The following is a 23,045-nucleotide window of genomic DNA, read 5'->3' on the forward strand; positions in this document are numbered from 1 at the left end:
CACCATGAATTATCCAGAAACCCATTTCCCTTTAATAAAAGGGCCATCCAAAGAGAAATCATGTCGGCTTACAGTGGTTATAGGATTCGTGTTGCCTCCTGGAGGTAGAAGAAAAAGGTCTAAATAATGTTGCCACATCCAGCCTGCCATCAAACTGAATTGTCCGCTATGTGAACACCATTGATAGCTGGCGCCTAATTTAGCTTCCAGTTCGGGAACAATATGCGTATGGTTTGCCTTTGCACTAAAGGGGGAGACATTGGTCCCGCTTAAGTTTGCTCCTGATAATTTGGCTCTTCCTTGTCCAGATAACAGAGCCATGGCACTCTGAGCGAATAACGCAAAACCGTGATTTAGCTCATGAGACATATCGACACCAACGCGAGGACCTGCGCCCTGGAACCTAGTGTGGGTTATTGATCTTTGGAAAAGGAATGGAGTGGACTCTGATGGGAACAGTTCATACTCAAAGTCACCCCGTTTAATCTTGGCATAGACGTATTGCCCTCCACCATAAAAACGTATATTTGTTTTTTTACCGAAATGACCGGTTTGGGCAAACTCTAAATTAACGACGTCAAGATGGGTATCAAATTTTAAATTGGTGATATTGGTAACAGGGGGGATATCTGGATTTGTAGAAGAAACTGCAAGTTCATCGAAATTATCATTATCAAAATGCAGCCAATTTAAATTGAGATCATTTCCTGTATTAAAATGATAGCTGCCCTCAAGTAAAAAGCCCCAATCCCAAGAGGAATCCACGGAATGAAATTGGTCATCCCCTGCATTTAAAATTGGGTTTAGCAGTGCTGAATTGGTGTTTGGTTGTAAATATAAGGCGCTAATGCCCAAATCCCAAGCATTGCAATGGCCGGAAACAGTTACATGATCAGGGCTGCATAAAGGTTTTACTTCACCCATAGTACCCGCTTGAACCATCTTGATACTCAACGTACAAAGTACAAAGGCTGTTGCTATGTTTTTCATAAATTGATTAACTCATCCTTGTTTGTTTCATTCATTATTAAATAAAAGAATATGTTAATCAATCAGATCTGTGCCTTATTTGTAGCATTAACCAAGCCGCGTCATCCCTAACTTCCTTGAGTATTTATGGGGGTATAGAGATTTCAATATATTTTGAATCGCCCATATTTTTAAACGGTGGATTTGCAGATCATTTATCCCAGGAGTTGCTAAAATAATAAGTAGGCTATATAAGGCTTTTAAAGGATGAAAAATGCACTGACTGGCTTATTGACACTACTCTTGTTGCTCTTTACTGCTGTTGCCAGTATAGCAATAGTTGCCTTCGCGTTGGCCGTAGTTGCTCTTTTTTCCCCTCTTCTTATTTTAGGGGGTGCTTTATCCATTGCAGGAAATTTATCTAAAATTATCCGACTGGATTTTCTCTGATCAAAATAAGGATAAATGCGTTTGGCAAAGGTCCTTTGATTGCATACTTCTCCACGATGGCCGTTCTCTTTCCCTTAAGTATCGTACCGGCTACTTTAGGCTTTGGTGCTCTTGCAGTAGTTGCTTCCGTGATACTTTTACCCACTATTGCGATATACGGTGCTTACACCCTTGCCGACCAGGCAACAGATCGTCTTGCTGCTTCATCAAGCTTAAATAATGAACCTGGTTTAAGTGAAGAAAAAAATCAGAGGGAGGACAGTTACGATTATGGTGATATGCTGCGAGATTTGTTGAAAGGAAAAAAGGCTAAAGAATCGAAAGTACTTATCCAAGTAGGCTTCTCCCCCCATCCACTTTGAGTATTTGTCCAGTTATATAAGGATTTTCAGCCAAAGCTAAAATTGCCTGAGCAATGTATTCAGGATTGCCGTGTTTTTTTAGTGGTGTTTTCGTAATAATTTTTTCTTGTATTTCTGGAGTTAGAGTATTGGAGTACTCAGGCCAGACAATGGCGCCCGGGGCAACTGCATTAACCCTAATTTCGGGAGCAAATTCTCGTGCCAAGCTCTTTGTTTGCATTTCCAAAGCAGCTTTGCTTTGACAATAGACAGAGTATCCTTTCAGCGGTTTTTCTGCATGGATATCGCTCACATTGATAATGGCTCCTGAGTGTTTTGCCAGTAAAGGACGCGCAGCAAGGCTCAGTAAAAAAGGGGCTTTAACATGAATATCGAAAAGTGCATTCCAATCCGTTTCAGCGAACGCAGAAAATTCGGTGCGGATAAAAACAGAAGCATTATTCACTAATAAATCCAAACGTCCAGCCCAATCTTGAACCGCAGTCATAATTTCTGCTGCAGCAGACGTCTCAGCTAATTCCCTTTGTAGAACAAACGCGCTGTTTGGTCGTTGTTCGTTTAGGTCGACTGCAAGCGAATGGGCTTCTTGCAGAGAATGATGGCAATGAATAACTACTTTATATCCTGCTGCATTGAGTTTTTTTACTACAGCGGCACCAATACGCCGTGCGCCCCCGGTAACCAAAGCCACCTTCGCTTCTTGTTTGTTTGTCGGATTCAATGTATGTTTCCTATTCTCGATTATTCTGGGTGAAACGAAGCCCCACTTTTTTGGCCTACGTCCCGCGGCTTGTCCTCGGGATCTAAGGATCTCTCGTTATCACTGGATCCCGCGGACAAGCCGCGGGAGGTAGAGCCAAGGTACTTCGCTTCGGTTTTAATCAGCTAAAATTTTTTAATTAATTAAACTATGAGTATAATACAAACCCTACATACATTACTGACCCAGCGTCAGGCTATTCCTTTTGTGGAATTCATGCAACTTGCATTGTACGCCCCTGGCGAAGGATATTACAGTTCTGGGTTGCAAAAATTAGGGAAGCAGGGTGATTTTATTACCGCCCCCGAACTCACTCCTTTATTTGGTAAAACGCTAGCGAATCAGTGTCAGCAAGTATTAAAAGAACTCGAATCTCCTGTATTATTCGAATTTGGTGCAGGCTCTGGTGCTCTTTGTGTTGCTCTCTTGGAGCATTTAGCAGAACATAATTCTTTGCCAGAGGCATATTACATTTTGGAAGTCAGTGCCAATTTATACCATCGTCAATGCGAACTGATCGCACAAAAAATTCCTCATTTAGCTCATTTGGTTACCTGGATTGATCATTGGCCGGAAACTCCTTTTAATGGAGTGGTCCTGGCAAATGAAGTGCTGGATGCGATGCCTGTACATCGTTTTATGAAAACAGAGCAAGGGATTATGGAAAGTTACATTGCTTTGAATGAACAACACCAATTAACAGAACTATTTAAACCATGTCATAATCAGCGATTGCTTGATTACATTAATAACAGATTATCGCTGCCAAATACCCCTTATCTTTCTGAGGTGAATCTTTTTATCGATGATTGGATCCTGAATAATTATCACATGTTAAAACAAGGCGTAGTGTTTTTGATTGATTATGGATTCCCTCGTCATGAGTATTATCATCCTGATCGTAATCAAGGGACTTTAATGTGTCATTACCAGCATCAAAGTCATACAGATTCTTTATTGCATCCGGGAGAACAAGATATTACCGCGCATGTGGATTTTACTCATGTTGCAGAAGCGGGGCAACAGGCTGGTTTTCATATTGCGGGTTTTACCAATCAAGCCTCTTTTTTGCTGGCTAACGGTCTGCTAAGCTTAATCAATACATTGAATAATGAGTTGGACCAAATACAAGCAAAACAAGCGATAAAACAGCTCACTCTCCCTAGTGAAATGGGGGAGTTATTTAAAGTAATCGCGCTGAGTAAAAATGTGGAAATTTCCTTAAACGGATTTCTATTAAATGATAAACGAGTGAGTTTATGAACAGAAAAAAATACCTGACCACAGTAGAATTACAAAAAGAATCGATGAAGTTTTCTGCAGGCCACACTACTATTTTCTCTGCAACTGAAAGAGAACCATTGCATGGTCATATGTATGGGGTTTATTTGGCACTCACTACTTGGGTCGAAGAAAATGGGATGACTTTTGACTATCGTTATTATAAAGAACGTATTCATAAATTATGTCGTTATTTAAATCAAACGTTTCTGATGCCGCAATTTTCTCCTTTTCTGGAATATGCTGAGGATGAGGAATATTATTACTTTACCTTTAACCACAAAAAAATTCCCTTTTTAAAGGAAGACGTCACTTTATTGCCAGTTACCAATATTACCGTTGAAGAATTATCGCGTTGGTTTGTTCATGAGCTGATTAAAGACGAAGCGGAGTTGAAGCGACATCGCATTGAGAAGGTTGTGGTGAAGGTTTTTTCTGCTCCAGGCCAATCAGCAAGCCATCAATGGCAAAGAGCGAATGAATAAAAACGATCACAGCTATTCTATAGAGAACTCCCTTTTGTCATTTTCTCCAGACACATCCTTGGAACAAATTAGGGAGGGTGGAGACACCACACGAGAAAGTGAGCAAAATGGAAAGACTGCTTACCAAGTATGTATTCCCCATACACACCGAGATTTTTTTGATTATGCTGCCGAAGAAGTTACCCCTTGCATAGGGGCGCGTGTTTGGATTCCTTTTCGTAAACAAACACGTTTGGGCATAGTCATTGGTAAAAGTGAATCCTCATACAATGCTGCCTCATTAAAAAGCATTAGCGCAGTCATTGATGAACAACCATTAATGACACAGGAAACTTTAACTTTATGTTCGTGGATCGCGAGTTACTATCAATCGCCTTTGTCTGAAGTATTGCCGCTCGCGTTACCTAAAAAATATCGATTGGGTCAGCTTTGCCAATTACCTATGGGTGATTTTTATCAATTAGCATTGCCCCTTGATGAGGCCAAAAAACTTATTCCTGCTCGTGCACGTAAACAACAGGAACTGGTCGAATTCTTGAGTACCCAAAAAGAAGCGGTTGCCAAACAATGTTTGACGGAAAAAGGATTTAACTCAAGCCAACTCTGTACCCTGCTTGCTGCACAAATTCTTTCTTTATCCCAACAAATACTACTGCCGGAAAAAGCAAATACTTCACTATCGCTCCCATTAGAGCTTAATCCTGAGCAAGCTGTGGCTGTGGCTGCAATTATAGAGACCTTGCATCAATATCAGTGCTTTTTATTGCAGGGGGTTACAGGGAGTGGAAAAACAGAAGTATATTTGCACGTGATTGCTCAGGTGCTAGAACAACAAAAACAAGTGTTAATTTTGGTGCCTGAGATAGGTTTAACCCCGCAATTAGTATCACGATTTACCGCGCGTTTTAAACATCCCATTGCGGTGATCCATTCTGGCTTAAATGAATCTGAGAGACAAGCCGCTTGGCAATTAGCAAAAGAAGGCAAGGTTAAAATGGTGATAGGAACCCGAGCCGCAATTTTTACACCTATGCCTGACTTGGGATTAATTGTCATTGATGAAGAACATGATCCTTCATTAAAGCAAATGGAAGGAGTGCGCTATTCAGCGCGTGATACTGCATTAATGCGCGCACATTTAGCGAATATACCCATTATTTTGGGCTCAGCGACTCCTAGTTTGGAAAGTATGTACAACGTAATGCAAAAAAAATATACGGTGTTACGTTTAACTCATAAAGCACTCTCGACAACACCCTTGCACTACCAACTCATTGATTTGCGTTCTCAATCACTTCAACATAGTTTGGCAACCGTTACCTTACATGCAATTAAAGAACATTTACTCAAACAAAATCAGGTTTTGGTTTTCATTAATCGCCGAGGCTTTTCTCCTGTTCTGTTATGCCACCAATGTGGCTGGATGGTTGATTGCCGCGCTTGTGACAGCCATTTGACCCTGCATAAACAGCTAGGGCAGATGATTTGTCATCATTGTGGTTTGACCCAAAAAACTCCTGAACGTTGTTCCAGCTGTAACAGTATGGAATTGATACCCGTTGGCGCAGGTACCCAACGCATCCATGAGTTTTTAAGTGCATATTTTCCAGGGACTGAGGTCGTGCGTATTGATCGCGATGCAGTGCGCAAAAAAAATTCTTTAGATGAGCATTTGGATAAAATCCATAATGGCAAAGCACAGTTAATTGTCGGTACACAAATGTTAGCGAAAGGCCATCATTTTCCTCGCCTTTCTTTGGTGGTGGTTGTGGATGCAGATGCCGGACTTTATAATCAGGATTTTCGGGCCCTAGAGCATTTAGGACAATTATTAATGCAAGTTTCAGGGCGGGCAGGTCGAGCAGAGCAAGCAGGTCAGGTTTTGATTCAAACTCACGTGCCGAATCATCCACTATTGAATTTATTGATTCAGCAAGGATATGATCAATTCGTTGATGCTTTATTAACTACACGCCAAAAAGCACAACTCCCTCCTTTTCACTATCTGGCTGTAATTAGAGCACAAGGGAAAGTAGCAGGAAGCGTATTAAGGTTTTTACATGCCGCCAAAGAGCAAATCGTAACACATTCCATTACAGTGATGGGGCCAGCGCCTGCTCCTATGCCTCGAAAAGCCAATCAGTATCGTATGCAGCTGTTACTTAAGTCCTCCTCAAGAAAAACTCTTAAAAACTCATTAACACAATTGCGTGAATGGCTGGCAGGAAATAAATTAGGCAATGGGGTGCGTTGGAATATTGATGTAGATCCTATGGATTTATCATAATTCTAGAAAAAGCAGTTGAAATCTGCCCAAGAACACAGCTGCTTTTTCTAGGATAATGGAGATAGAGAAATGACTGACGCGAAGGTTGAAGTACATAAAAAGGTTTTTCCTATTGCCTGGGGAGATATGGATGCCCTGGGGCATGTGAATAATGCCCGCTATTTTGATTATTTTCAGGAAGCACGTATTGACTGGTTAAGACAGCTTCATATCAATATGACAGGAGAAACGGGTCCTGTAGTGATTCATGTTGCATGTACCTTTTTAAAACCAGTAATTTATCCTGCAATAGTGACTTTATGTTCAAAAATACACAGCCCTGGAAACTCCAGCATGATGATGGATCATGATCTGTATCAGGGTGAGATCCTGATGGCGCAAGGCAGTTGTAAAATTGTATGGGTGGATTATACGCAAAATAAATCGGTACCTTTACCTAATGAGATCCGCAGACTTTTTCAAATCAATTAATCTGGATGCAGCGACCCCGGGTTTTCCTGTGTTCTTTTTAAAGTATGCTCTGTGGATACCGCGCATAAAGCGCGGTACGTAGCTACATAGATGTTTAGAGGATTAGAAGCTTAGAGACTTAGAAGTTTAGAAGTTTAGAAGCTTAGAAGCTTAGAAGCGTGGATTATACGCAAAATAAATCGGTACCTTTACCTAATGAGATCCGCAGACTTTTTCAAATCAATTAATCTGGATGCAGCGACCCCGGGTTTGAACCCTCAAAGCGTAGAGCATTGTTGTGGATACCGCGCATAAAGCGCGGTACGTAGGTAAAAAACTTGCGGGGGTTCTATCAGGCTTTATACCTGGGAGATAGGCACTTAGAAAATAGTTTCTTGTTAACTACTGAATTTTTATAAACTTCTCTCTAAGCTTCTAAGCTTCTAAGCTTCTAAGCTTCTAAGCTTCTAAGCTTCTAAGCTTCTAAGCTTCTAAACTTCTAAACTTCTAAGTCTCTAAGCTTCTAATCCTCTAAACATCTATGTAGCTACGTACCGCGCTTTATGCGCGGTATCCACAACAATGCTCTACGCTTTGAGGGTTCTGCGGCACTCATCCGGCACAAAAAATACATTAAACAGCAATTGGTGCTTTGATTGCTGGATGGGATTGATAATTTAGAAACTCAAAATCATCATAAACATAGTCAAATAACGATTGCGGCTTCCGTTTGATATTTAAAGTAGCTAAGGGCAAGGGTTCTCTTGCTAATTGGGTGCGTGCCTGTTCCAAATGGTTTAGATATAAATGGCAGTCTCCACCAGTCCAGATAAAATCACCTACATTGAGATTGCATTGCTGAGCAACCATGTGGGTAAGCAGCGAATAAGATGCAATATTAAAAGGTACGCCCAAAAATACATCAGCAGAACGTTGATACAACTGACAAGAAAGAGTTTTATTGGCTACATAAAACTGAAATAAGGCATGACAAGGCATTAACGCCATGTGATCCAGTTCGCCAACATTCCATGCGCTGACCAGTAAGCGGCGAGAGTCAGGATTGGTTTTAATTTGTTGGATGACGTCACTGAGTTGATCAATGGTGCGTCCATCAACTGTTGGCCAACTTCGCCATTGTTTGCCATAAATCGGTCCCAAATCACCATTACGATCAGCCCATTCATCCCATATGGTCACTCCGTTTTCATTTAAATAGGCGATATTGGTATCTCCTTTCAAAAACCAGAGTAATTCATGCACGATACTGCGCATATGTAATTTTTTGGTCGTAACTAAAGGAAACCCTTGGCGTAAATCAAAGCGCATTTGATAACCAAAAACTGATAAAGTTCCAGTGCCTGTCCGGTCTGTTTTTTGGGTGCCATGTTGTAAAATATGTTCTAACAAGTTTAAATAAGTTTTCATCGTTTAGCCCACCATAACCAAAATCCCAGCAATAACATGGGAATAGATAAAATTTGTCCCATAGTCAACCATCCGAAAGCAATATAGCCCAATTGCGGATCAGGTTGTCGGAAAAACTCAGCAATAATACGACACACTGCATACCCCATTAAAAAAACGGCGGATACCCGACCAACCGGCCGAGGTTTGCGCGCATAAATCCAAACAAGAAGAAACAACCCAATTCCTTCCAGGCCAAATTCGTACAGCTCTGAAGGATGACGTGGCTGATTGTCAACATGGCTATATATCATTCCCCAAGGCATATCAGTAACTCTTCCCCATAGTTCTCCGTTAATAAAGTTACCAATACGCCCAGCCCCCAAGCCTATGGGAACCAGCGGCGCAATAAAATCGCCTATTTCCAAAAACGATTTTTTACTTTTGAGAGAAAAGAGCCAAAGTGCAAGAGCGACACCAAGCAAGCCTCCGTGAAAAGACATGCCGCCTTGCCAGATTTTAAATAATGACAAGGGATCATGTATTAATTCAGGGAAATTATAAAAAAGCATGTAGCCGACCCGTCCGCCAATAATGACACCGAGGGCTGCATAAAAGATCAAATCGCTGATTTGTTCTGAGGTCCAATCCAATTGATAGTGCTTTGCGCGCCAATGACCAAGTAGCCAACCACTCACAAAGCCAATCAGATACATTAACCCGTACCAATGAACTTGTAAGGGGCCTAGTGAAAATGCAACAGGATTTATATAAGGAAAGGTGAGCATATCTTTTAAGTTCCTTTTTTATCTGCATGTACGCTTCCATAATTTAAGGGATCGTAATCATGGATAGAACGTAGCCTGGGTGCAGCGTAGCGGAACCCGATATTAACTGAGCTCAAAACTCCTGGGTACAGCGCAGCGAAACCCAGGCTGCAATTTTCAATCAGGGTCTTATTCATAAAGACTTTCCAGCCCTAATGAGGCTACCCAATCCCTCTTCCTCCAGGGCTTTTTGTAAATGAAAACGTATTTGGGCAGGATGTTCAAATTCCAAGACTTCGGCAAGAATTTTGCGGGCGTTTGCAATAGCGAAATTACGAATAACCCATTTCACTCGCGGTAAACTTGAAGAGTTCATACTTAAGGTATCAAAGCCCATGGCGATTAACAAAATAACAGCTAAAGGGTCACTGGCCATTTCCCCGCAAATACTCACTTCTACTCCTGCTGCATGACCCCCTTCAACAACTTTTAGCAAAACACGCAACATGGCAGGATGCATGGAATCATAAAGGCCTGCAACGCGTGCATTGTTTCTATCTACGGCCAGAAAATATTGGGTCAAGTCATTGCTGCCTACAGAGATAAAATCAACACGTTTGGCGATTTCACGTGCTAAATAAGCAGCTGCTGGGACTTCAATCATAACCCCTAACTTTGGTTTTTCAATGGCACAACCTTCTTCTAATAATTCAGTGAACGCTTGATCAATAAGATAGGAGGCTTCTTCGACCTCACTTAAATTGGTGACCATAGGCAACATAATTCGCAAATTATTCAACTCTTCGCTTGCACGCATCATTGCACGGATTTGCATCAGGAAGACATCAGGATGATCTAGAGTGACGCGAATTCCTCGCCACCCCAAATAGGGGTTATCTTCTGCAACAGGAAAATAGGGAAGTACTTTATCACCACCAATATCAAGAGTTCGCATCGTCACAGGATGTGGCGCAAAAGCTTTCAATGTTTGTCGATAAATAATAGTTTGTTCATCTTCTGAAGGGAAATGATCCCGACTCATAAAAGGGACTTCTGAGCGATATAAGCCAACGCCTTCTGCGCCGACACTCATGGATAGGCCAGCGTCCATAGCTAAACCGGTATTCACTTGTAAAGAAACCTTATAGTTGTCAACAGTTTCAGCAGGTTTATCTCGTAAACTAACCAGACTCTGATTCAACGCCTGCTCTTCTTGCTCTAGAAGCTTGAATTCTGCGAGTACTGATTTTGATGGGGAAATATAAACTTGCCCATAATATCCATCAACAATAATGGCACGGCGGGAAATCAAATCTAATTTTAAACCACGAACGCCCATAACTGTAGGGACACCCAAGGCACGTGCTAAAATGGCGACATGTGAATTATTGGAACCTTTGGCTGATATAACTCCAGCCAGATATCCTTCAGGAATTTCTGCTAATGCTGCAGCGGTTACTTCTTCCCCAACTAAAACTGTCCTTTTGGGATAAATAATTTCTTCTTGTTGCGACCATTGTAATGCTGCTAAAACACGACGTCCCAAATCACGAAAATCACTGGCTCGTTCACGAAGATATGAATCTTCCATATTTTCAAATTGTGCGATGTGTTTTTTAATGACCGTCGCCAAAGCAGCTTGGGCTCCAATTTTCTCTTTACGGATTACCTGCTCTACTTCAATACCCAAACTGTCTTTATCAAGAATGCGTAAGTACACATCAAACAGCGCATGCTCATCTTCCGCAACAACGGATTTCATGCGTTTGCTTAAGCGGTGCATGTCATCCCTAGTGGATTCCAGAGCTTCATAAAATGCATTGATTTCCTCATCCAAAGTTTCCACAGGATTTTGTGGAACCGCATCAATATCTGCCTGAGGGTATACAACCACAGCGGTACCTATTCCAATACCGGGAACAGAGCCGATTCCTGCCAGAGCGGTTGTACCTGTTTCAATTTTTTTGGTAACGCCTATAGGCTTGGGTTGGGTTAATTCAGCCAGTTCCCCTGTTGCTTCAGCATGAGCAATAATTCCGCCAAGTTGGGCAGCTAAGGTAATTAAAAAAGATTCTTCTGTATCATCGAAACAACGTTGTTCTGTTTGCTGAACAATGAGAACGCCATAGATTTTTCTATGCTGAATAATAGGTACGCCTAAAAATGCTTTGAAATGCTCTTCTCCCAATAAGGGATTATGATAAAAATCGGGATGGGAAGGAGCATCTTCCAGATTAATAGGTTCTTCGCGCCGGCCGACAAGACCTACAAGGCCGCTATCAAATGAAATACGAACTCGGAATCGTGCCTGCTTGTTTAAACCTTCGGTCGCAATAAGAACGTATTCAGCATGTTTGGTATCGATGAGGTAAACGGAAGCGGCCTCTGCATTAATGGCTTTATTAATGTGTTGCACCAGAATACCAAGGGCTTCGGAGAGCTGCTTGGCTGCAGTGACTTCTTGAACTATCCGTTTAAGTACTTTGAGCATCTACGCTTATATTACCTCTTTTTTCGTTTAATGCCGTAAGGTGTACGACGATTTTTTTTCAATAAAGGTTCTAACTCTTTTAACGCCTGCATATAAACTTGACGTTTAAAAAAGATAACCTGTCCTTCAGGTTCATGAAAATCAACCCAACGCCAGCTGTCAAATTCTGGAGAATCACTCAGATCCAGTTTAACTTTTTGCTCACTGGCAATGAGCTTTAATAAATACCATTTCTGTTTTTGCCCTATTACTAAAGGTTCGCTGCCATGACGCAGATATTGTTTAGGGAGTCTGTATTTAAGCCAGCGCTTGGTAGAACCAATAATTTCTACATCTTCCTTATTCAATCCTACTTCCTCATGCAATTCCCGAAACATTGCTTCTAATGATGTTTCACCAGCAGCCAAGCCGCCTTGCGGAAATTGCCAAGCATCATGACCAGTTCTTCTCCCCCAAAAAACTCTATTCTGTGCGTTGACTAGGACAATACCTACATTCAACCGATAACCGGCACGATCAATTACCATGATGTCACTGTTTAGATTAAACTGCTAATAGCTTGATTTTTCCATAAACAGCGAGAGCTTGGCAATTAAATCCGTAATTATTATTGAAAAAAGATAACTACTCAATAAAAACTGACTTATCTTCTTTTTCTGGACCTTGCTTACAGCAACAGGACCCCTTTTTTTCATTCAATAAAAGTAATACACCATTTCAAATCATTTGGTTATATAATTGAGTAAAATATTCTAATTTACAATCATATGAAAAAGAGAATTTTAATTATCAATACTGGCGGTACCATCAGTTGCATTAAAACAGAGAATGGTTATGAGCCCGCTGCAGGTTATGTGGAAGCTGCATTGCAACAAATAACTTTGCTCAAACATAAAGACATGCCTGAATATTCGGTAAAAGAATACAGTCCATTGCTTGATTCATCCAATATGACCGTATACGACTGGAACCGAATAGCCAGAGATATAGCGGATGATTATGCAAATTTTGATGGCTTTGTCGTTTTTCACGGTACTGATACCATGGCCTATACGGCATCGGCTTTGTCTTTTATGCTGGAGAATTTAAGCAAACCAGTAATTATTACAGGTTCCCAAATTCCTTTATCGGAAGTACGTAATGATGCAATAGATAATGTGGTTACTTCATTATGGCTTTGTGCAAATCAGCCCATACATGAAGTATGCATTTACTTTAATCAACATTTATTACGTGGCAATCGCACACAAAAGATTAGTTCGCAAGGATTTAAGGCTTTTGATTCGCCGAATTATCCACGTTTAGCAGCGATAGGTATAGACATTAAGGTGCAGAAAAATCTTGTGCTCAAGCGGTCGCAGAAGTCATTTCACTTACAAACGATAGAACCCCAATTTATTGCTAATTTCAGATTATTCCCAGGGTTTGCTACCGATGTTTTAGCTTATATCTTAAATCAACCCATATGTGGTTTGATCTTGGAAACATATGGTGCAGGCAATGCGCAAAATAATGACCCCCGTTTTTTAAAATTGCTGAAAGATGCCTGCGCGCGCGGCGTGATCATTATTAACTGCACTCAATGCCAACAGGGCGGGGTAGAAATGAGTCAATACGCTACGGGTCATTCCTTAAAAAAGGCAGGACTGATTAGCGGCCATGATATGACTCCGGAAGCAGCGCATTGCAAGTTACTGTATTTGCTCAGTAAACGATTGGACATTTCAGAAATAAAAAGACTGATGGAAACAGATCTTTGTGGGGAATTGACTGCCTAATCAGGGGCTTGGAAGTCGGAGTATCACGCAACGAGGCCCGGATTGAAACATTTTTATTGAGTTTCGAATCCCAGGGGTTGTTGCGAGTATACTACCGGAACGTATATACAGATTTAAACGGATAACTTCGATTCCTCACTTTTTTCCTTTTCTGCGGTTGGACATCGTTCTTTAATTTCCTCAAGCGCATTGTCCATAGCGACTTTTAATCGTCCTCTGCTGGGCTTTATGGTAGGTGCTTTAACCTTAGCCACTGCAATCAATGTTACTTGTACAGGTATCGACTCAATCGGTTTTGATTCTTCACAAATCCCGGCATTCTCTCTTTGAATCGCGTCTATTGCTTCAAGAACAAAAGTCTTACGTAAATCAGTGTAATTAGGTTTTTCCTTATCTAAACCATCCAGTTTTTCCTTACATTTGAGAATATGTTTCATCAGGCACTCTTCTTTTTTAGCTCTGATTTCTATTGCTGTGGAATGGCTAATGGAATTGGAAACAGTTTCGTATATTTTAGCAAGCATGCCTTCTCCAGGAGGGCAAAGAATATGCTCTCCCAAATAATAAGCTGCATGAGCACAGAGCAGGCTAAATGGATCATCATCATCGGGTACGTCAATCAGGCTAAATGGTTTCTCACCAAGAGATGTTTTCTTCTCACCAAGAGATGCTTTCTCAATAAGAAATGCTTTCTCAGCAAGAGCTGGTTTTTCAACAAGAGCGCGATAGAATCTGTCTAGGCTGGAATTAAGCGCACTTAAAGTGTCATTCAAACCGCCTCTTTTCCATGATTTTTTTGCACGCAAAAGCTCAACTCCAGTGTCTGTTTTACTGATCAGATCTTTTATTGCCTCCAAATTATTTTTATCTGTATCTTCCGTAGAAAAATCTGAAATTAATTTTTCTAGGTTACGTGTTATAGTCCTTTGTTGTTCGGAATGTTTCGTATCGCGGAAATATCCATAAAACATCCCGTTATCATCAGCAATCGAATCTTCTATTGATTTATTCAAAACGCGATCTATAAGTGCTTTAGCTGTTCTCACTAATATTGATGGCATAGCTCTACTCCTTGAACTGTAATTTAGTTATCATACCCCTTTTTACTTATGTAATATTGAGGCAGATTGTTTTATTAAAATCTTAACTTAGGAACTCATAACTCCATGAATTTACAAATTATTATTTTAGCTGCAGGTCAGGGTAAGCGGATGTATTCCAGTACTCCTAAAGTACTTCACCAAATTGCAGGGAAGCCCATGTTAACTCGGGTAGTGGAAACCGCACAGCAACTAAATCCTGATGTAATCCATGTTATATACGGTCATGGTGGTGAACAACTTAAGAACTCACTCCCTGACTTACCTGTGCATTGGGTATATCAGGCAGAACAATTAGGCACAGGTCATGCAGTAATGCAGGCTTTACCTTTTATTCCACCACAAACACAAGTATTGGTTCTATCTGCTGATGTACCGCTTATTCAAGCAGACACGCTACGCACTTTAATTGCGTGCGGCAATACAGCAAACGCTCATCAATCCATTTTGTCACTCTTAGTTGCTCATCTTGAAGATCCGAGTGGTCTTGGACGTATTGTTAGAGACAACCAAGGTGAAGTTTCCATCATTGTAGAAGAAAAAGATGCAAATGAGCAAGAAAAGAATATAAAAGAAATTTATTCAGGAATTTGTTGTGCCATTTCTGATGATTTGGAAAAGTGGTTGCCCCATTTGGGTAATGATAATGCGCAATCTGAATTCTATCTCACTGAAATTATTGCTTTAGCTGTTGCCAGTCAAACACCAATTAGAACATTGAGTGTAAAAGATAGCTCAGAAATTCAGGGTGTAAATAACCGCTTGCAATTGCAGCAATTAGAGCGAATATGGCAAGTACGACACGCTGAGAAATTATTGCAACAGGGAGTAGCTATAGCTGATGCAAATCGTTTTGATCTACGCGGTGAGTTAATCTGCGGTAAAGACGTATTCATTGATGTGAATTGTGTATTTAAAGGGAAGGTGACTCTCGGAGACGGTTGCTCTATAGGACCTAATTGCATACTTACTGATGTAAGTTTGGATGCAGGTTGTGAGGTTTATGCTAACAGCGTTTTGGAAGGTTGTAACATAGCAAATGATTGTACTATTGGTCCGTTTGCTCGATTAAGGGCAGGAACCGAATTAGCTGCACATTGTAAGATAGGCAATTTTGTTGAAACCAAAAAAGCCATATTTGATGAGGGTTCCAAAGCCAGTCATTTAAGTTATTTAGGGGATGTGAGTTTAGGGAAAGAAGTTAATGTGGGAGCAGGTACAATTACTTGCAATTACGATGGAGTGAATAAACACAAAACCATCATTGAAGATGGTGTTTTTGTCGGTTCAGACACCCAATTTGTTGCGCCGGTGACTGTAGGTGCTTATGCGACTATAGGAGCAGGCAGTACCATTCGAAAGGATGTACCTCCTGGTGAATTAACTCTTACTGAATCAAGACAGAAAACAGTTTATGGTTGGAAGAGACCAGTAAAAAAGGAATAACGCACGGAAAGCCATATTTGGCTCATCTTGAACGAAAATAAGCTGATAAATGCTCAGATATTGATGTGTCAACTTTGACCATTTTAGATTTTCCCCAGAGGAATCAACGGTGTTGACCTTAGGAATTTATCCTTATCACTACGTCCCGCGCTTTATGCGCGGTATCCAGAACGATATTTTAAGATGCCGCTGAGCATTTCTAGAGCAAGATCCCCTGGATACCGCGCATAAAGCGCGGTACGTAGACGAAGAAATTAAGCGCGGTAGGTAGGCGAAAAATTTAGTGGAGGTTTCTCAAAACTGACGATACCTCAGGTAAACAGACCCTGAACGATCGTCAGTTTTTTAAATTTATCGTGTACCACTTAAGTTTCTCTACGTACTGCTTTAAATTTCTCTACGTACCGCGCTTTATGCCTGAGAGATGGTCACTTTTTGTGACCATCTCTCAGGACTTGTCCGCGGGATCTGGCATGAAAGAGCAAACTCTCAGTCCTTAACAATTATGGAAAATTAGAGATTCAATCATACTGCAAACTTGATGCTTTGTTTTTTTCCATGTAGGTGCAGAACCATAGAATTAAAGGTAGAAAAACCAATGTCATGAATAACTTGTAATGCCAAACATTAGCGAGCAAACTAATAATTTGTTCATAAGGATAAATACCACCGAATAGTAAACTGTAGTCAATTAAACATAATAATGAATTAGAACAAAAATTAGCAATTAAGATACGTAATGGGCGGTGTAAACCCCACTTTGAATGTTTCAAGTAGTGGAGCAGCAAAGCATTACTGATAAAGGCAACAAATAATGTCAGAGAAGCCGCGGGTAGCCTTTTTAACATAATGTAATTGTAAAAAGGATTCAAATTAAAGAACGTTGGCGATGGCAAAGCAACAATCCCTATAAGCAAAATATCAAAAGTGAATTGACTGGCAATAAGGATCAGGCATAATTTTAAATTGACTCGATAACCCCACAGTTCGCCAAGTATTGTACTAATCATTAAAGTAAAGGGAAAAAATAATGAGCTGGCTGATAAAACCATATACTTATTAATAATCGTTACTATCCTGTATTCGCATGCTAAACAAATGAGCATTATGACGATCGCAACGCAAATAAAATAATCATATAAGGGTAATGTTTCTCTGCCCCGCTCGAGGTTTGGGATAAAAGGCAAATTCTGGTATTTCAGTAAAAAGGTCAGATAGAATACACCAATGATAAGCAGTATGATTGAAGCAATCATGAATGAATCAATAAAGATGTGTTTGTAGCTTTGGAGATGGACCCCTGAAAATAAGAGAAAAAAGTCCAAACCAAAAAAACTGAGGCCACCTAATAAAGCAAGCAGCATACATTGTTTTGGCGAGGGCAAAGCTTTACTGGCTTTAGGATAAAATAATAGATGGGGCACGTAGAAACTCAGTGCGAAAGCTAGAGTAGTCGCGAAGAATTTCTTAGGGATGTCTTCAAAAATAATTTGATAAACAGGATTATTATGCATGTATTCGGCTGCGGGCAGGTTGATTAGTATATAAACTCCAATACAAAATACATACAAAGTCAGTAAAGAGATATTCAGTAAATGTCTTTGTTCTCTGATGGTGCAATTTCTTAATGCTAATAAATACGAACCTGCAATTAATGGACAGATCAGACAGTTCACAGAGAACATGAGTCCTTCTATGAGAACGATTTTGAACGATACATTAATTAATAAGATAAGGGAGGTAATAACACTTACAGTCAGAAATAAAAAACAGCACCGCTGTGAAGGCAATGATTGATTCATATATTTAGGATTTCCATAACTTTGATTTGCTACTAATTGCCTTGTAATGAGCTAATTAGCGCGCAAATATAGCACCATTGCATTTAATATGGCAAGTAGTTGCGTCGTTCTACTGGAAATTACCTCGATCCAAGTATTTGATGAACCGCAATACCAATCAAGGGGATCAAAAGAATCAAGACCGCTGCATCCATTCTTTCGATCCCCTTAACTGATTAGCTGTATTCAAGTGATGAAGTCTGTTCCCCTATGGTATTGGTGACGGGCGAAGGACGCTGTTTGGTAGAAAATAAACTATTTGCCGATACTAAGGGCAGAGTCTTTTGAGGGAATAGCTTTTTGGCTTCAATCACCGTTGGTGTTCGTGGGGTTTTTAGCTCATTTGCTGAGGGTATTACTTTGCTTTGCGATTCTGGAGGAAGCTCAATAATCCTGTCCGTTTCATGCAAGCCCACATTAGGCGTTCCTTTAGCCAAGAGTACCTCATGCGATACGTTATTTCGCTCAATCCATAATTTAAGTGCTGAAACAAAATCCCAAAAATCTTCTTTTTTACTCAACGATAAAAGAAATTCAGAGAGCTTTATGGGCAAACCAAAGCGGTAGTTTAATACGACTGGAAGCGTATATTTGACCGTAGATGCGATTGCAGTAGGCGCCGTTGTTAGTGTTTTAACTGGTTTTGTGGCTTCAACGATTTCTATAATATAGAGTAAATCAGTGCGGATGTCGGGCCAAAATTCCTTAATCACTGGGTCATTCACTGCATTTTTGGGGCTATGAAACATACTGGGCAATAGATATTTTGTTGTTTTCTTAAAAAATCCAGGGGGTGCAGGTTTAATTTGCTCTAAATCACTTTCGAGTACTTTAGTTAGGAACTTGAAAACGGTTGATAAAGGGATAAATGGTTTTGCACCTTGAGGCGGTTTAAAATCAATGGGTATTCTTTGCATTAATCCTGCAAATAAAACGTCCACGGCAAACCGTTTCGTGCGATCATAAATCACTAAGGGATCAACCGGAATTCTATCTTTTGCTGATCGAACTAATGGCAAAGACATGTGCGATGCAACATTAATATGCGCTAAAAGCAATAAATGACGCAATGTTCTGAGGTAAAGATATGGAGGAGTACCTACAGTGGATTCAAATGCATAATCCATCAAGTACGCGGATGCAGTATAGGCTAAACCCAAAGACAATATTGATTCGGATTTCATGGCCTTATGCCGCTCACAGCGCTCGGGTGTTGCCATGCGGGTAATGTATTCACCATAAAAATAGATGGCTAATATCCATGCAATTTGCTCCCCATAGGGAAGGGATTTGCTAATTCCCCAAAGCACCAGATCATTAAATGCCAAAACCAAGGGTTCGCGCAGTGATCCTTTAAATTTACGTTTGAAATTACAATCTTCCTCTTTTTCTCCACAGAGTGTTGGGGGAGGGGGATTGAGCTTTGCTTTGTGCTCGTTAAACGCAGAGGAACCTAATGCATCAAGCGCCAAAGTATGTACAACTAGTTTAGATGCCTGTCTATAAGTAAATCCCCATACGGCATAATTCATTAGCGTCAAGGTAGGTAGAACCGCATAAGATGCCAACATTGCAGTTGGGTCTGTTGGGCGCAAGTAATTTTGAATGCTGTTGTTTGCATAATGTGCCCCGACAACGGGCAGAACATCATAAAAAAGTATATTTCCTGTCCCGTTGACGATTTTCATCACCGGGGGGGTGACTACTGCAGGAATTGCCTCACGCAAGGCTAAGACTTGTTCGGCTACATAAAAAGCTGTATTTGCAACGTAGCCTACAGTTTGTTTTATGGCGTTATTCCAAAGCCATGTTGTTCCATCACCAAGAGACTTGGTCCCATCAACCAAAGAAGTCCAAAAGTTCATAGTATTGCTCTCCCTGCAACAACGAAATTTTATTGTATGAGTAAAAAAATAGAAATGCCAGTCTTTTTCTCATGAAGCACAGGAAGATTACATATTGCTACGATTCTATTAAAAATTTTTTATCTTATAGACAAAGTGACTTATTTTTTGTCTTTTAATTCGACTATTCCAATGCCATCATTAATAAATTGCTCTTTCCATAGTAAATCACGATACGGTTGCCCCCTATTTTTTATAAATTTTTATCAGGGTACTCACAAAGATCCTGGATGAGGCACGTTTTACAATGAGGGCGGCGTGCAGTACATACATAACGTCCATGTAAAACAAGCCAATGATGCGCATCTTTTAAAAACTTAGGCTCAATCTTTTTTATAAGCGCTTTTTCTACTTCTAAAGGAGTTTTCCCTTTAGCAAGACCAGTACGATTTGATACCCTAAAAATATGGGTATCTACAGCCACTGTGGATTCGCCAAAAGCTGTATTCAGGATTACATTGGCTGTTTTACGACCTACTCCTGGCAAAGATTCCAAGTCATTACGTTTATTGGGTACTTTTCCGTTGTAATTTTTGATCAGCAAGGCACAGGTTTTCATAATGTTTTGTGCTTTGCTATTATATAGACCTATAGATTTTATATGCTCTTTAAGTTTTTCCAAACCCAATTCAAGAATACTTTGGGGGGTGTTCGCTACTGGAAATAGTTTGGCTGTTGCTTTATTCACTCCAACATCAGTCGCTTGTGCTGAAAGAATGACCGCAATTAATAATTCAAAAGGGGTGTGATAAACCAACTCCGTAGTTGGATGTGGATTCTGCTCACGAAAACGCATAAAAATTTCATGGCGCTGCTGTTTATTCATGATTTTTTTTCGCTTTTACTCGTGCTAATGCGTGTTGAATGTAGTTTTGCTTGGCTTTGAGATCTTGAGTCTTATCCGTTTTCAATGCGAGTAGGCGCTTTTCTCTATAGGCCTGTTGTTTTTCGTGTTCCTCACGTAATAAACGTGTTTGTTTGGCATTAAATCGGTTACGTGCCAACCCTTTATCATAGTGTATATCTGGTAAAGCAACCATTTCAATACAATCTACCGGACATGGTGCAACACATAAGCCACAACCCGTACATTCATGGTTGATAACCGCATGCATTAATTTGCCGCTACCAATAATTGCATCTACTGGACAGGCTTTGATGCATTTGGTACATCCAATGCATTCTGCTTCACGAATAACTGCAACAGAGGGATCTCTCGTATTGATAAGTGCTTCTTCCAAATAAGGGGCAGGATCAATATCGAGTAAAGCGCCTAAAGCTTTGACTGTAGTAACGCCTCCGGGAGGACATCTATTAATTGGAGCTGTCCCTTGAGCCAGGGCTTCGGCATAGGGCAAGCAACCAGGGTATTCGCATTCGCCACATTGAGTTTGTGGCAAAAGCGCATCAATTTCTTTAACTGAGGCCATGGTACACCTGTTTGGATTGCTCCAGCATGGCATGTATTTTTTCCTTTTCAACACGAACCATTAACGGCTGGAAGGTATTGAGATTATGATTGAGCAAAGGGTGATTAATTGATTCCCAGTTAAGGGGTTCACAATTTAAAAAATCTTCAGAAGCTTTTGCCATTAAAGGTAATACGGGTTTTAAATAAGTGATTAGGATTCGGAATAAATTAATCCCCATGGTACAAATGGCTTGTACTTCGGATAAACGTCCTTCTTCTTTTGCCAATACCCAGGGCTTGTGTGCATCTATGTATTGATTCACTTTATCGGCACAATCCATAATCTGGCGAATAGCGCGTGCATAATCACGAGAAATAAATGATTCAATCACCTCAGCGCGTACTTCGAGTAGGGCCGCATACAATTGCGGGTCACTTAAACTGCTGCTTAAACGGTTATCAAATCGTTTATTGATAAAACCGGCACAACGACTGGCAATATTGACTACTTTACCCACGAGATCGGCATTGATCTTATTGATAAAATCGTCAAAATTTAAATCCAAATCATCTACGCGACCGTTCAGTTTGGCGGCAAAATAATAACGTAGGTATTCGGGATGCAGGTGTTCCAGATAAGTCCGTGCTTCAAGAAAAGTTCCACGTGATTTTGACATTTTCTGGCCATCAACAGTCAAAAAGCCATGGGTGTATACCGCTGTAGGCATGCGGTGGCCGCTGGCAGCAAGCATAGCAGGCCAAAATAAAGCATGAAAGTAAACAATGTCTTTGCCAACGAAATGATATAACTCAGTAGTAGAATCCTTATCCCAAAATTCCGCAAAAGAAACGCCGTGCTCATCGCAGTATTTTTTAAAACTGGCCATATAACCTATAGGGGCATCAAGCCATACATAGAAGTATTTGTCCGTAGTTCCGGGGATTGGAAATCCAAAATAAGGTGCGTCACGCGAGATATCCCATTGTTTTAATCCTGCGGCAAACCATTCATCCAGTTTATTCGCTACTTCAGCTTGCAAATGACCGCTGCGGGTCCATTCTTTTAAAAGCGATTCATAACGTGGCAAATCAAAGAAATAATGCTCTGAATCTTTTTCTATAGGTTTGGCTCCCGAAATAGCAGATACCGCATCAATCAAATCTGTAGGTGAGTAGGTCGCACCACAGACCTCACAGTTATCCCCATATTGATCGCGGGCACTACATTTGGGGCATGTTCCCTTGACGTAGCGATCAGGTAAAAACATTTGCTTTACGGGATCATAAGCTTGCCGTATGGTTTTTTTAATAATGGAACCATTGGCCTGTAATGACGCGTAGATGGCGGCAGCTAAGTGCTGGTTTTCTGGGGAGTGGGTCGTATGATAGCAGTCATAATCGATAGCAAACGCTTTGAAATCACGCTCATGGCTTTGTTTTATTTCAGCAGTCAAGCTCTCTGGAGTAACTCCCATTTGTTCTGCTTTCAACATAATCGGGGTGCCATGTGCATCGTCCCCACAGATACTGATGCAATCGATTCCAGACATTTTATGGGTACGCACCCAAATATCTGTTTGGATATGCTCTACTAAATGTCCAAGATGTAAATGCCCATTTGCATAGGGTAAGGCGCTGGTAACCAGCATTTTACGTTGTTTTGCCATCAATACAGTACCTGCTGACGTGAAAATGATTGATTATAACGCATGTGAGTTATAAATGCTGTAGGTAATCAAGTGATTGCTGGAGTTATATTGGAACGTACATTGCGGTTGTCATCGCAAAAAAGAGCATTTTAAATTGTGGGAGTATAACTTAGGATTTATCATTATTTATGGGTACGTCTTATAAAT

At 40.5% G+C, this 23,045-nt stretch carries 20 protein-coding genes; 8 read left to right on the top strand and 12 right to left on the bottom strand.

The window, feature by feature from the left end; genetic code table 11:
• Positions 1-9: 9 nt before the first annotated feature.
• Positions 10-990, bottom strand: a complete 981-nt coding sequence (locus tag LXO92_RS02980) for an Lpg1974 family pore-forming outer membrane protein (protein ID WP_182351267.1) — start codon at positions 988-990, stop codon at positions 10-12.
• A gap of 246 nt (positions 991-1,236) precedes the next feature.
• Between LXO92_RS02980 and LXO92_RS02985 the strand changes: the two genes are divergently transcribed.
• Both LXO92_RS02985 and LXO92_RS02990 read left to right on the top strand, forming a co-directional pair.
• Positions 1,237-1,419, top strand: a complete 183-nt coding sequence (locus LXO92_RS02985) for a hypothetical protein (RefSeq protein WP_232890366.1) — start codon at positions 1,237-1,239, stop codon at positions 1,417-1,419.
• A 56-nt stretch (positions 1,420-1,475) separates the two neighbouring features.
• Positions 1,476-1,781 carry a hypothetical protein gene (locus tag LXO92_RS02990; protein ID WP_232890367.1) on the top strand — a complete coding sequence of 102 codons (306 nt, stop codon included), beginning with the start codon at positions 1,476-1,478 and terminating at the stop codon, positions 1,779-1,781.
• On the opposite strand, the gene LXO92_RS02995 is transcribed toward LXO92_RS02990, so the two are convergent.
• Positions 1,747-2,502 carry a pteridine reductase gene (locus LXO92_RS02995; RefSeq protein WP_232890368.1) on the bottom strand — a complete coding sequence of 252 codons (756 nt, stop codon included), beginning with the start codon at positions 2,500-2,502 and terminating at the stop codon, positions 1,747-1,749. The genes LXO92_RS02990 and LXO92_RS02995 overlap by 35 nt on opposite strands.
• A 189-nt stretch (positions 2,503-2,691) precedes the next feature.
• On the opposite strand from LXO92_RS02995, the gene LXO92_RS03000 reads away from it, so the two are divergent.
• The 4 genes from LXO92_RS03000 (at position 2,692) to LXO92_RS03015 (ending at position 7,065) form a co-directional block, all read left to right on the top strand.
• Positions 2,692-3,804, top strand: coding sequence for a class I SAM-dependent methyltransferase (locus LXO92_RS03000; RefSeq protein WP_182351270.1), 1,113 nt, complete (start codon positions 2,692-2,694; stop codon positions 3,802-3,804).
• Entirely contained in the window at positions 3,801-4,307 is a 507-nt protein-coding gene (locus tag LXO92_RS03005; protein ID WP_182351271.1) for a 6-pyruvoyl trahydropterin synthase family protein, read from the top strand. Before LXO92_RS03000 ends, LXO92_RS03005 begins: the two co-directional genes overlap by 4 nt.
• Positions 4,300-6,594: a primosomal protein N' gene (locus LXO92_RS03010; RefSeq protein ID WP_232890369.1), complete on the top strand. Its 2,295-nt coding sequence runs from the start codon at positions 4,300-4,302 to the stop codon at positions 6,592-6,594. Before LXO92_RS03005 ends, LXO92_RS03010 begins: the two co-directional genes overlap by 8 nt.
• Before the next feature lie 69 nt (positions 6,595-6,663).
• Complete coding sequence (locus LXO92_RS03015; protein ID WP_182351272.1) at positions 6,664-7,065, top strand: acyl-CoA thioesterase; 402 nt, start codon at positions 6,664-6,666, stop codon at positions 7,063-7,065.
• A 612-nt stretch (positions 7,066-7,677) separates the two neighbouring features.
• Here LXO92_RS03015 and thyA read toward each other — a convergent pair.
• From thyA to LXO92_RS03035, 4 genes are all read right to left on the bottom strand, one after another.
• Positions 7,678-8,472 carry a thymidylate synthase gene (gene thyA, locus LXO92_RS03020; RefSeq protein WP_182351273.1) on the bottom strand — a complete coding sequence of 265 codons (795 nt, stop codon included), beginning with the start codon at positions 8,470-8,472 and terminating at the stop codon, positions 7,678-7,680.
• Positions 8,469-9,239 (bottom strand): prolipoprotein diacylglyceryl transferase, encoded by a 771-nt coding sequence (lgt, locus tag LXO92_RS03025; RefSeq protein ID WP_182351274.1) that lies wholly within the window; start codon positions 9,237-9,239, stop codon positions 8,469-8,471. Before lgt ends, thyA begins: the two co-directional genes overlap by 4 nt.
• 172 nt (positions 9,240-9,411) lie before the next feature.
• Positions 9,412-11,709: a phosphoenolpyruvate--protein phosphotransferase gene (gene ptsP, locus LXO92_RS03030; protein WP_232890370.1), complete on the bottom strand. Its 2,298-nt coding sequence runs from the start codon at positions 11,707-11,709 to the stop codon at positions 9,412-9,414.
• 11 nt (positions 11,710-11,720) lie between these two features.
• The gene (locus LXO92_RS03035; RefSeq protein ID WP_182351276.1) at positions 11,721-12,236 is read right to left on the bottom strand and encodes an RNA pyrophosphohydrolase; all 516 of its coding nucleotides are present in this window, start codon (positions 12,234-12,236) and stop codon (positions 11,721-11,723) included.
• A 240-nt stretch (positions 12,237-12,476) separates the two neighbouring features.
• Here LXO92_RS03035 and ansA point away from each other — a divergent pair, with 240 nt between their 5' ends.
• A complete protein-coding gene (gene ansA, locus LXO92_RS03040) occupies positions 12,477-13,487 on the top strand; it encodes an asparaginase (RefSeq protein ID WP_182351277.1) in 1,011 nt (336 codons plus the stop codon).
• Between the two features lie 113 nt (positions 13,488-13,600).
• On the opposite strand, the gene LXO92_RS03045 is transcribed toward ansA, so the two are convergent.
• Positions 13,601-14,548, bottom strand: a complete 948-nt coding sequence (locus LXO92_RS03045) for a hypothetical protein (protein ID WP_182351278.1) — start codon at positions 14,546-14,548, stop codon at positions 13,601-13,603.
• 105 nt (positions 14,549-14,653) lie between these two features.
• On the opposite strand from LXO92_RS03045, the gene glmU reads away from it, so the two are divergent.
• Positions 14,654-16,033 carry a bifunctional UDP-N-acetylglucosamine diphosphorylase/glucosamine-1-phosphate N-acetyltransferase GlmU gene (glmU, locus tag LXO92_RS03050; protein ID WP_182351279.1) on the top strand — a complete coding sequence of 460 codons (1,380 nt, stop codon included), beginning with the start codon at positions 14,654-14,656 and terminating at the stop codon, positions 16,031-16,033.
• A gap of 521 nt (positions 16,034-16,554) precedes the next feature.
• Here glmU and LXO92_RS03055 read toward each other — a convergent pair.
• From LXO92_RS03055 to metG, 5 genes are all read right to left on the bottom strand, one after another.
• Positions 16,555-17,835: a VUT family protein gene (locus LXO92_RS03055; protein WP_182351280.1), complete on the bottom strand. Its 1,281-nt coding sequence runs from the start codon at positions 17,833-17,835 to the stop codon at positions 16,555-16,557.
• A 215-nt stretch (positions 17,836-18,050) separates the two neighbouring features.
• Positions 18,051-19,739: a hypothetical protein gene (locus LXO92_RS03060; protein WP_182351281.1), complete on the bottom strand. Its 1,689-nt coding sequence runs from the start codon at positions 19,737-19,739 to the stop codon at positions 18,051-18,053.
• A 232-nt stretch (positions 19,740-19,971) separates the two neighbouring features.
• The gene (nth, locus tag LXO92_RS03065; RefSeq protein ID WP_232890371.1) at positions 19,972-20,604 is read right to left on the bottom strand and encodes an endonuclease III; all 633 of its coding nucleotides are present in this window, start codon (positions 20,602-20,604) and stop codon (positions 19,972-19,974) included.
• On the bottom strand, positions 20,597-21,208 hold the full coding sequence (locus LXO92_RS03070) for an RnfABCDGE type electron transport complex subunit B (protein ID WP_182351283.1): 612 nt from the start codon (positions 21,206-21,208) through the stop codon (positions 20,597-20,599). The genes nth and LXO92_RS03070 overlap by 8 nt, the downstream gene beginning before the upstream one ends.
• Positions 21,195-22,856, bottom strand: coding sequence for a methionine--tRNA ligase (metG, locus tag LXO92_RS03075; RefSeq protein WP_182351284.1), 1,662 nt, complete (start codon positions 22,854-22,856; stop codon positions 21,195-21,197). Before metG ends, LXO92_RS03070 begins: the two co-directional genes overlap by 14 nt.
• Between the last annotated feature and the right edge of the window lie 189 nt (positions 22,857-23,045).

This window comes from Legionella resiliens, from assembly GCF_021344005.1.
GTDB classification, from domain to species: Bacteria; Pseudomonadota; Gammaproteobacteria; order Legionellales; family Legionellaceae; genus Legionella; species Legionella resiliens.

Excerpts from the sequence above, each read along its gene's own strand:
- LXO92_RS02980 (WP_182351267.1), bottom strand. The coding sequence starts at position 990 with ATGAAAAACATAGCAACAGCCTTTGTACTTTGTACGTTGAGTATCAAG.
- LXO92_RS02985 (WP_232890366.1), top strand. The coding sequence starts at position 1,237 with ATGAAAAATGCACTGACTGGCTTATTGACACTACTCTTGTTGCTCTTT.
- LXO92_RS02990 (WP_232890367.1), top strand. The coding sequence starts at position 1,476 with ATGGCCGTTCTCTTTCCCTTAAGTATCGTACCGGCTACTTTAGGCTTT.
- LXO92_RS03000 (WP_182351270.1), top strand. The coding sequence starts at position 2,692 with ATGAGTATAATACAAACCCTACATACATTACTGACCCAGCGTCAGGCT.
- LXO92_RS03005 (WP_182351271.1), top strand. The coding sequence starts at position 3,801 with ATGAACAGAAAAAAATACCTGACCACAGTAGAATTACAAAAAGAATCG.
- LXO92_RS03010 (WP_232890369.1), top strand. The coding sequence starts at position 4,300 with ATGAATAAAAACGATCACAGCTATTCTATAGAGAACTCCCTTTTGTCA.
- LXO92_RS03015 (WP_182351272.1), top strand. The coding sequence starts at position 6,664 with ATGACTGACGCGAAGGTTGAAGTACATAAAAAGGTTTTTCCTATTGCC.
- thyA (WP_182351273.1), bottom strand. The coding sequence starts at position 8,472 with ATGAAAACTTATTTAAACTTGTTAGAACATATTTTACAACATGGCACC.
- lgt (WP_182351274.1), bottom strand. The coding sequence starts at position 9,239 with ATGCTCACCTTTCCTTATATAAATCCTGTTGCATTTTCACTAGGCCCC.
- ptsP (WP_232890370.1), bottom strand. The coding sequence starts at position 11,709 with ATGCTCAAAGTACTTAAACGGATAGTTCAAGAAGTCACTGCAGCCAAG.
- LXO92_RS03035 (WP_182351276.1), bottom strand. The coding sequence starts at position 12,236 with ATGGTAATTGATCGTGCCGGTTATCGGTTGAATGTAGGTATTGTCCTA.
- ansA (WP_182351277.1), top strand. The coding sequence starts at position 12,477 with ATGAAAAAGAGAATTTTAATTATCAATACTGGCGGTACCATCAGTTGC.
- LXO92_RS03045 (WP_182351278.1), bottom strand. The coding sequence starts at position 14,548 with ATGCCATCAATATTAGTGAGAACAGCTAAAGCACTTATAGATCGCGTT.
- glmU (WP_182351279.1), top strand. The coding sequence starts at position 14,654 with ATGAATTTACAAATTATTATTTTAGCTGCAGGTCAGGGTAAGCGGATG.
- LXO92_RS03055 (WP_182351280.1), bottom strand. The coding sequence starts at position 17,835 with ATGAATCAATCATTGCCTTCACAGCGGTGCTGTTTTTTATTTCTGACT.
- LXO92_RS03060 (WP_182351281.1), bottom strand. The coding sequence starts at position 19,739 with ATGAACTTTTGGACTTCTTTGGTTGATGGGACCAAGTCTCTTGGTGAT.
- nth (WP_232890371.1), bottom strand. The coding sequence starts at position 20,604 with ATGAATAAACAGCAGCGCCATGAAATTTTTATGCGTTTTCGTGAGCAG.
- LXO92_RS03070 (WP_182351283.1), bottom strand. The coding sequence starts at position 21,208 with ATGGCCTCAGTTAAAGAAATTGATGCGCTTTTGCCACAAACTCAATGT.
- metG (WP_182351284.1), bottom strand. The coding sequence starts at position 22,856 with ATGGCAAAACAACGTAAAATGCTGGTTACCAGCGCCTTACCCTATGCA.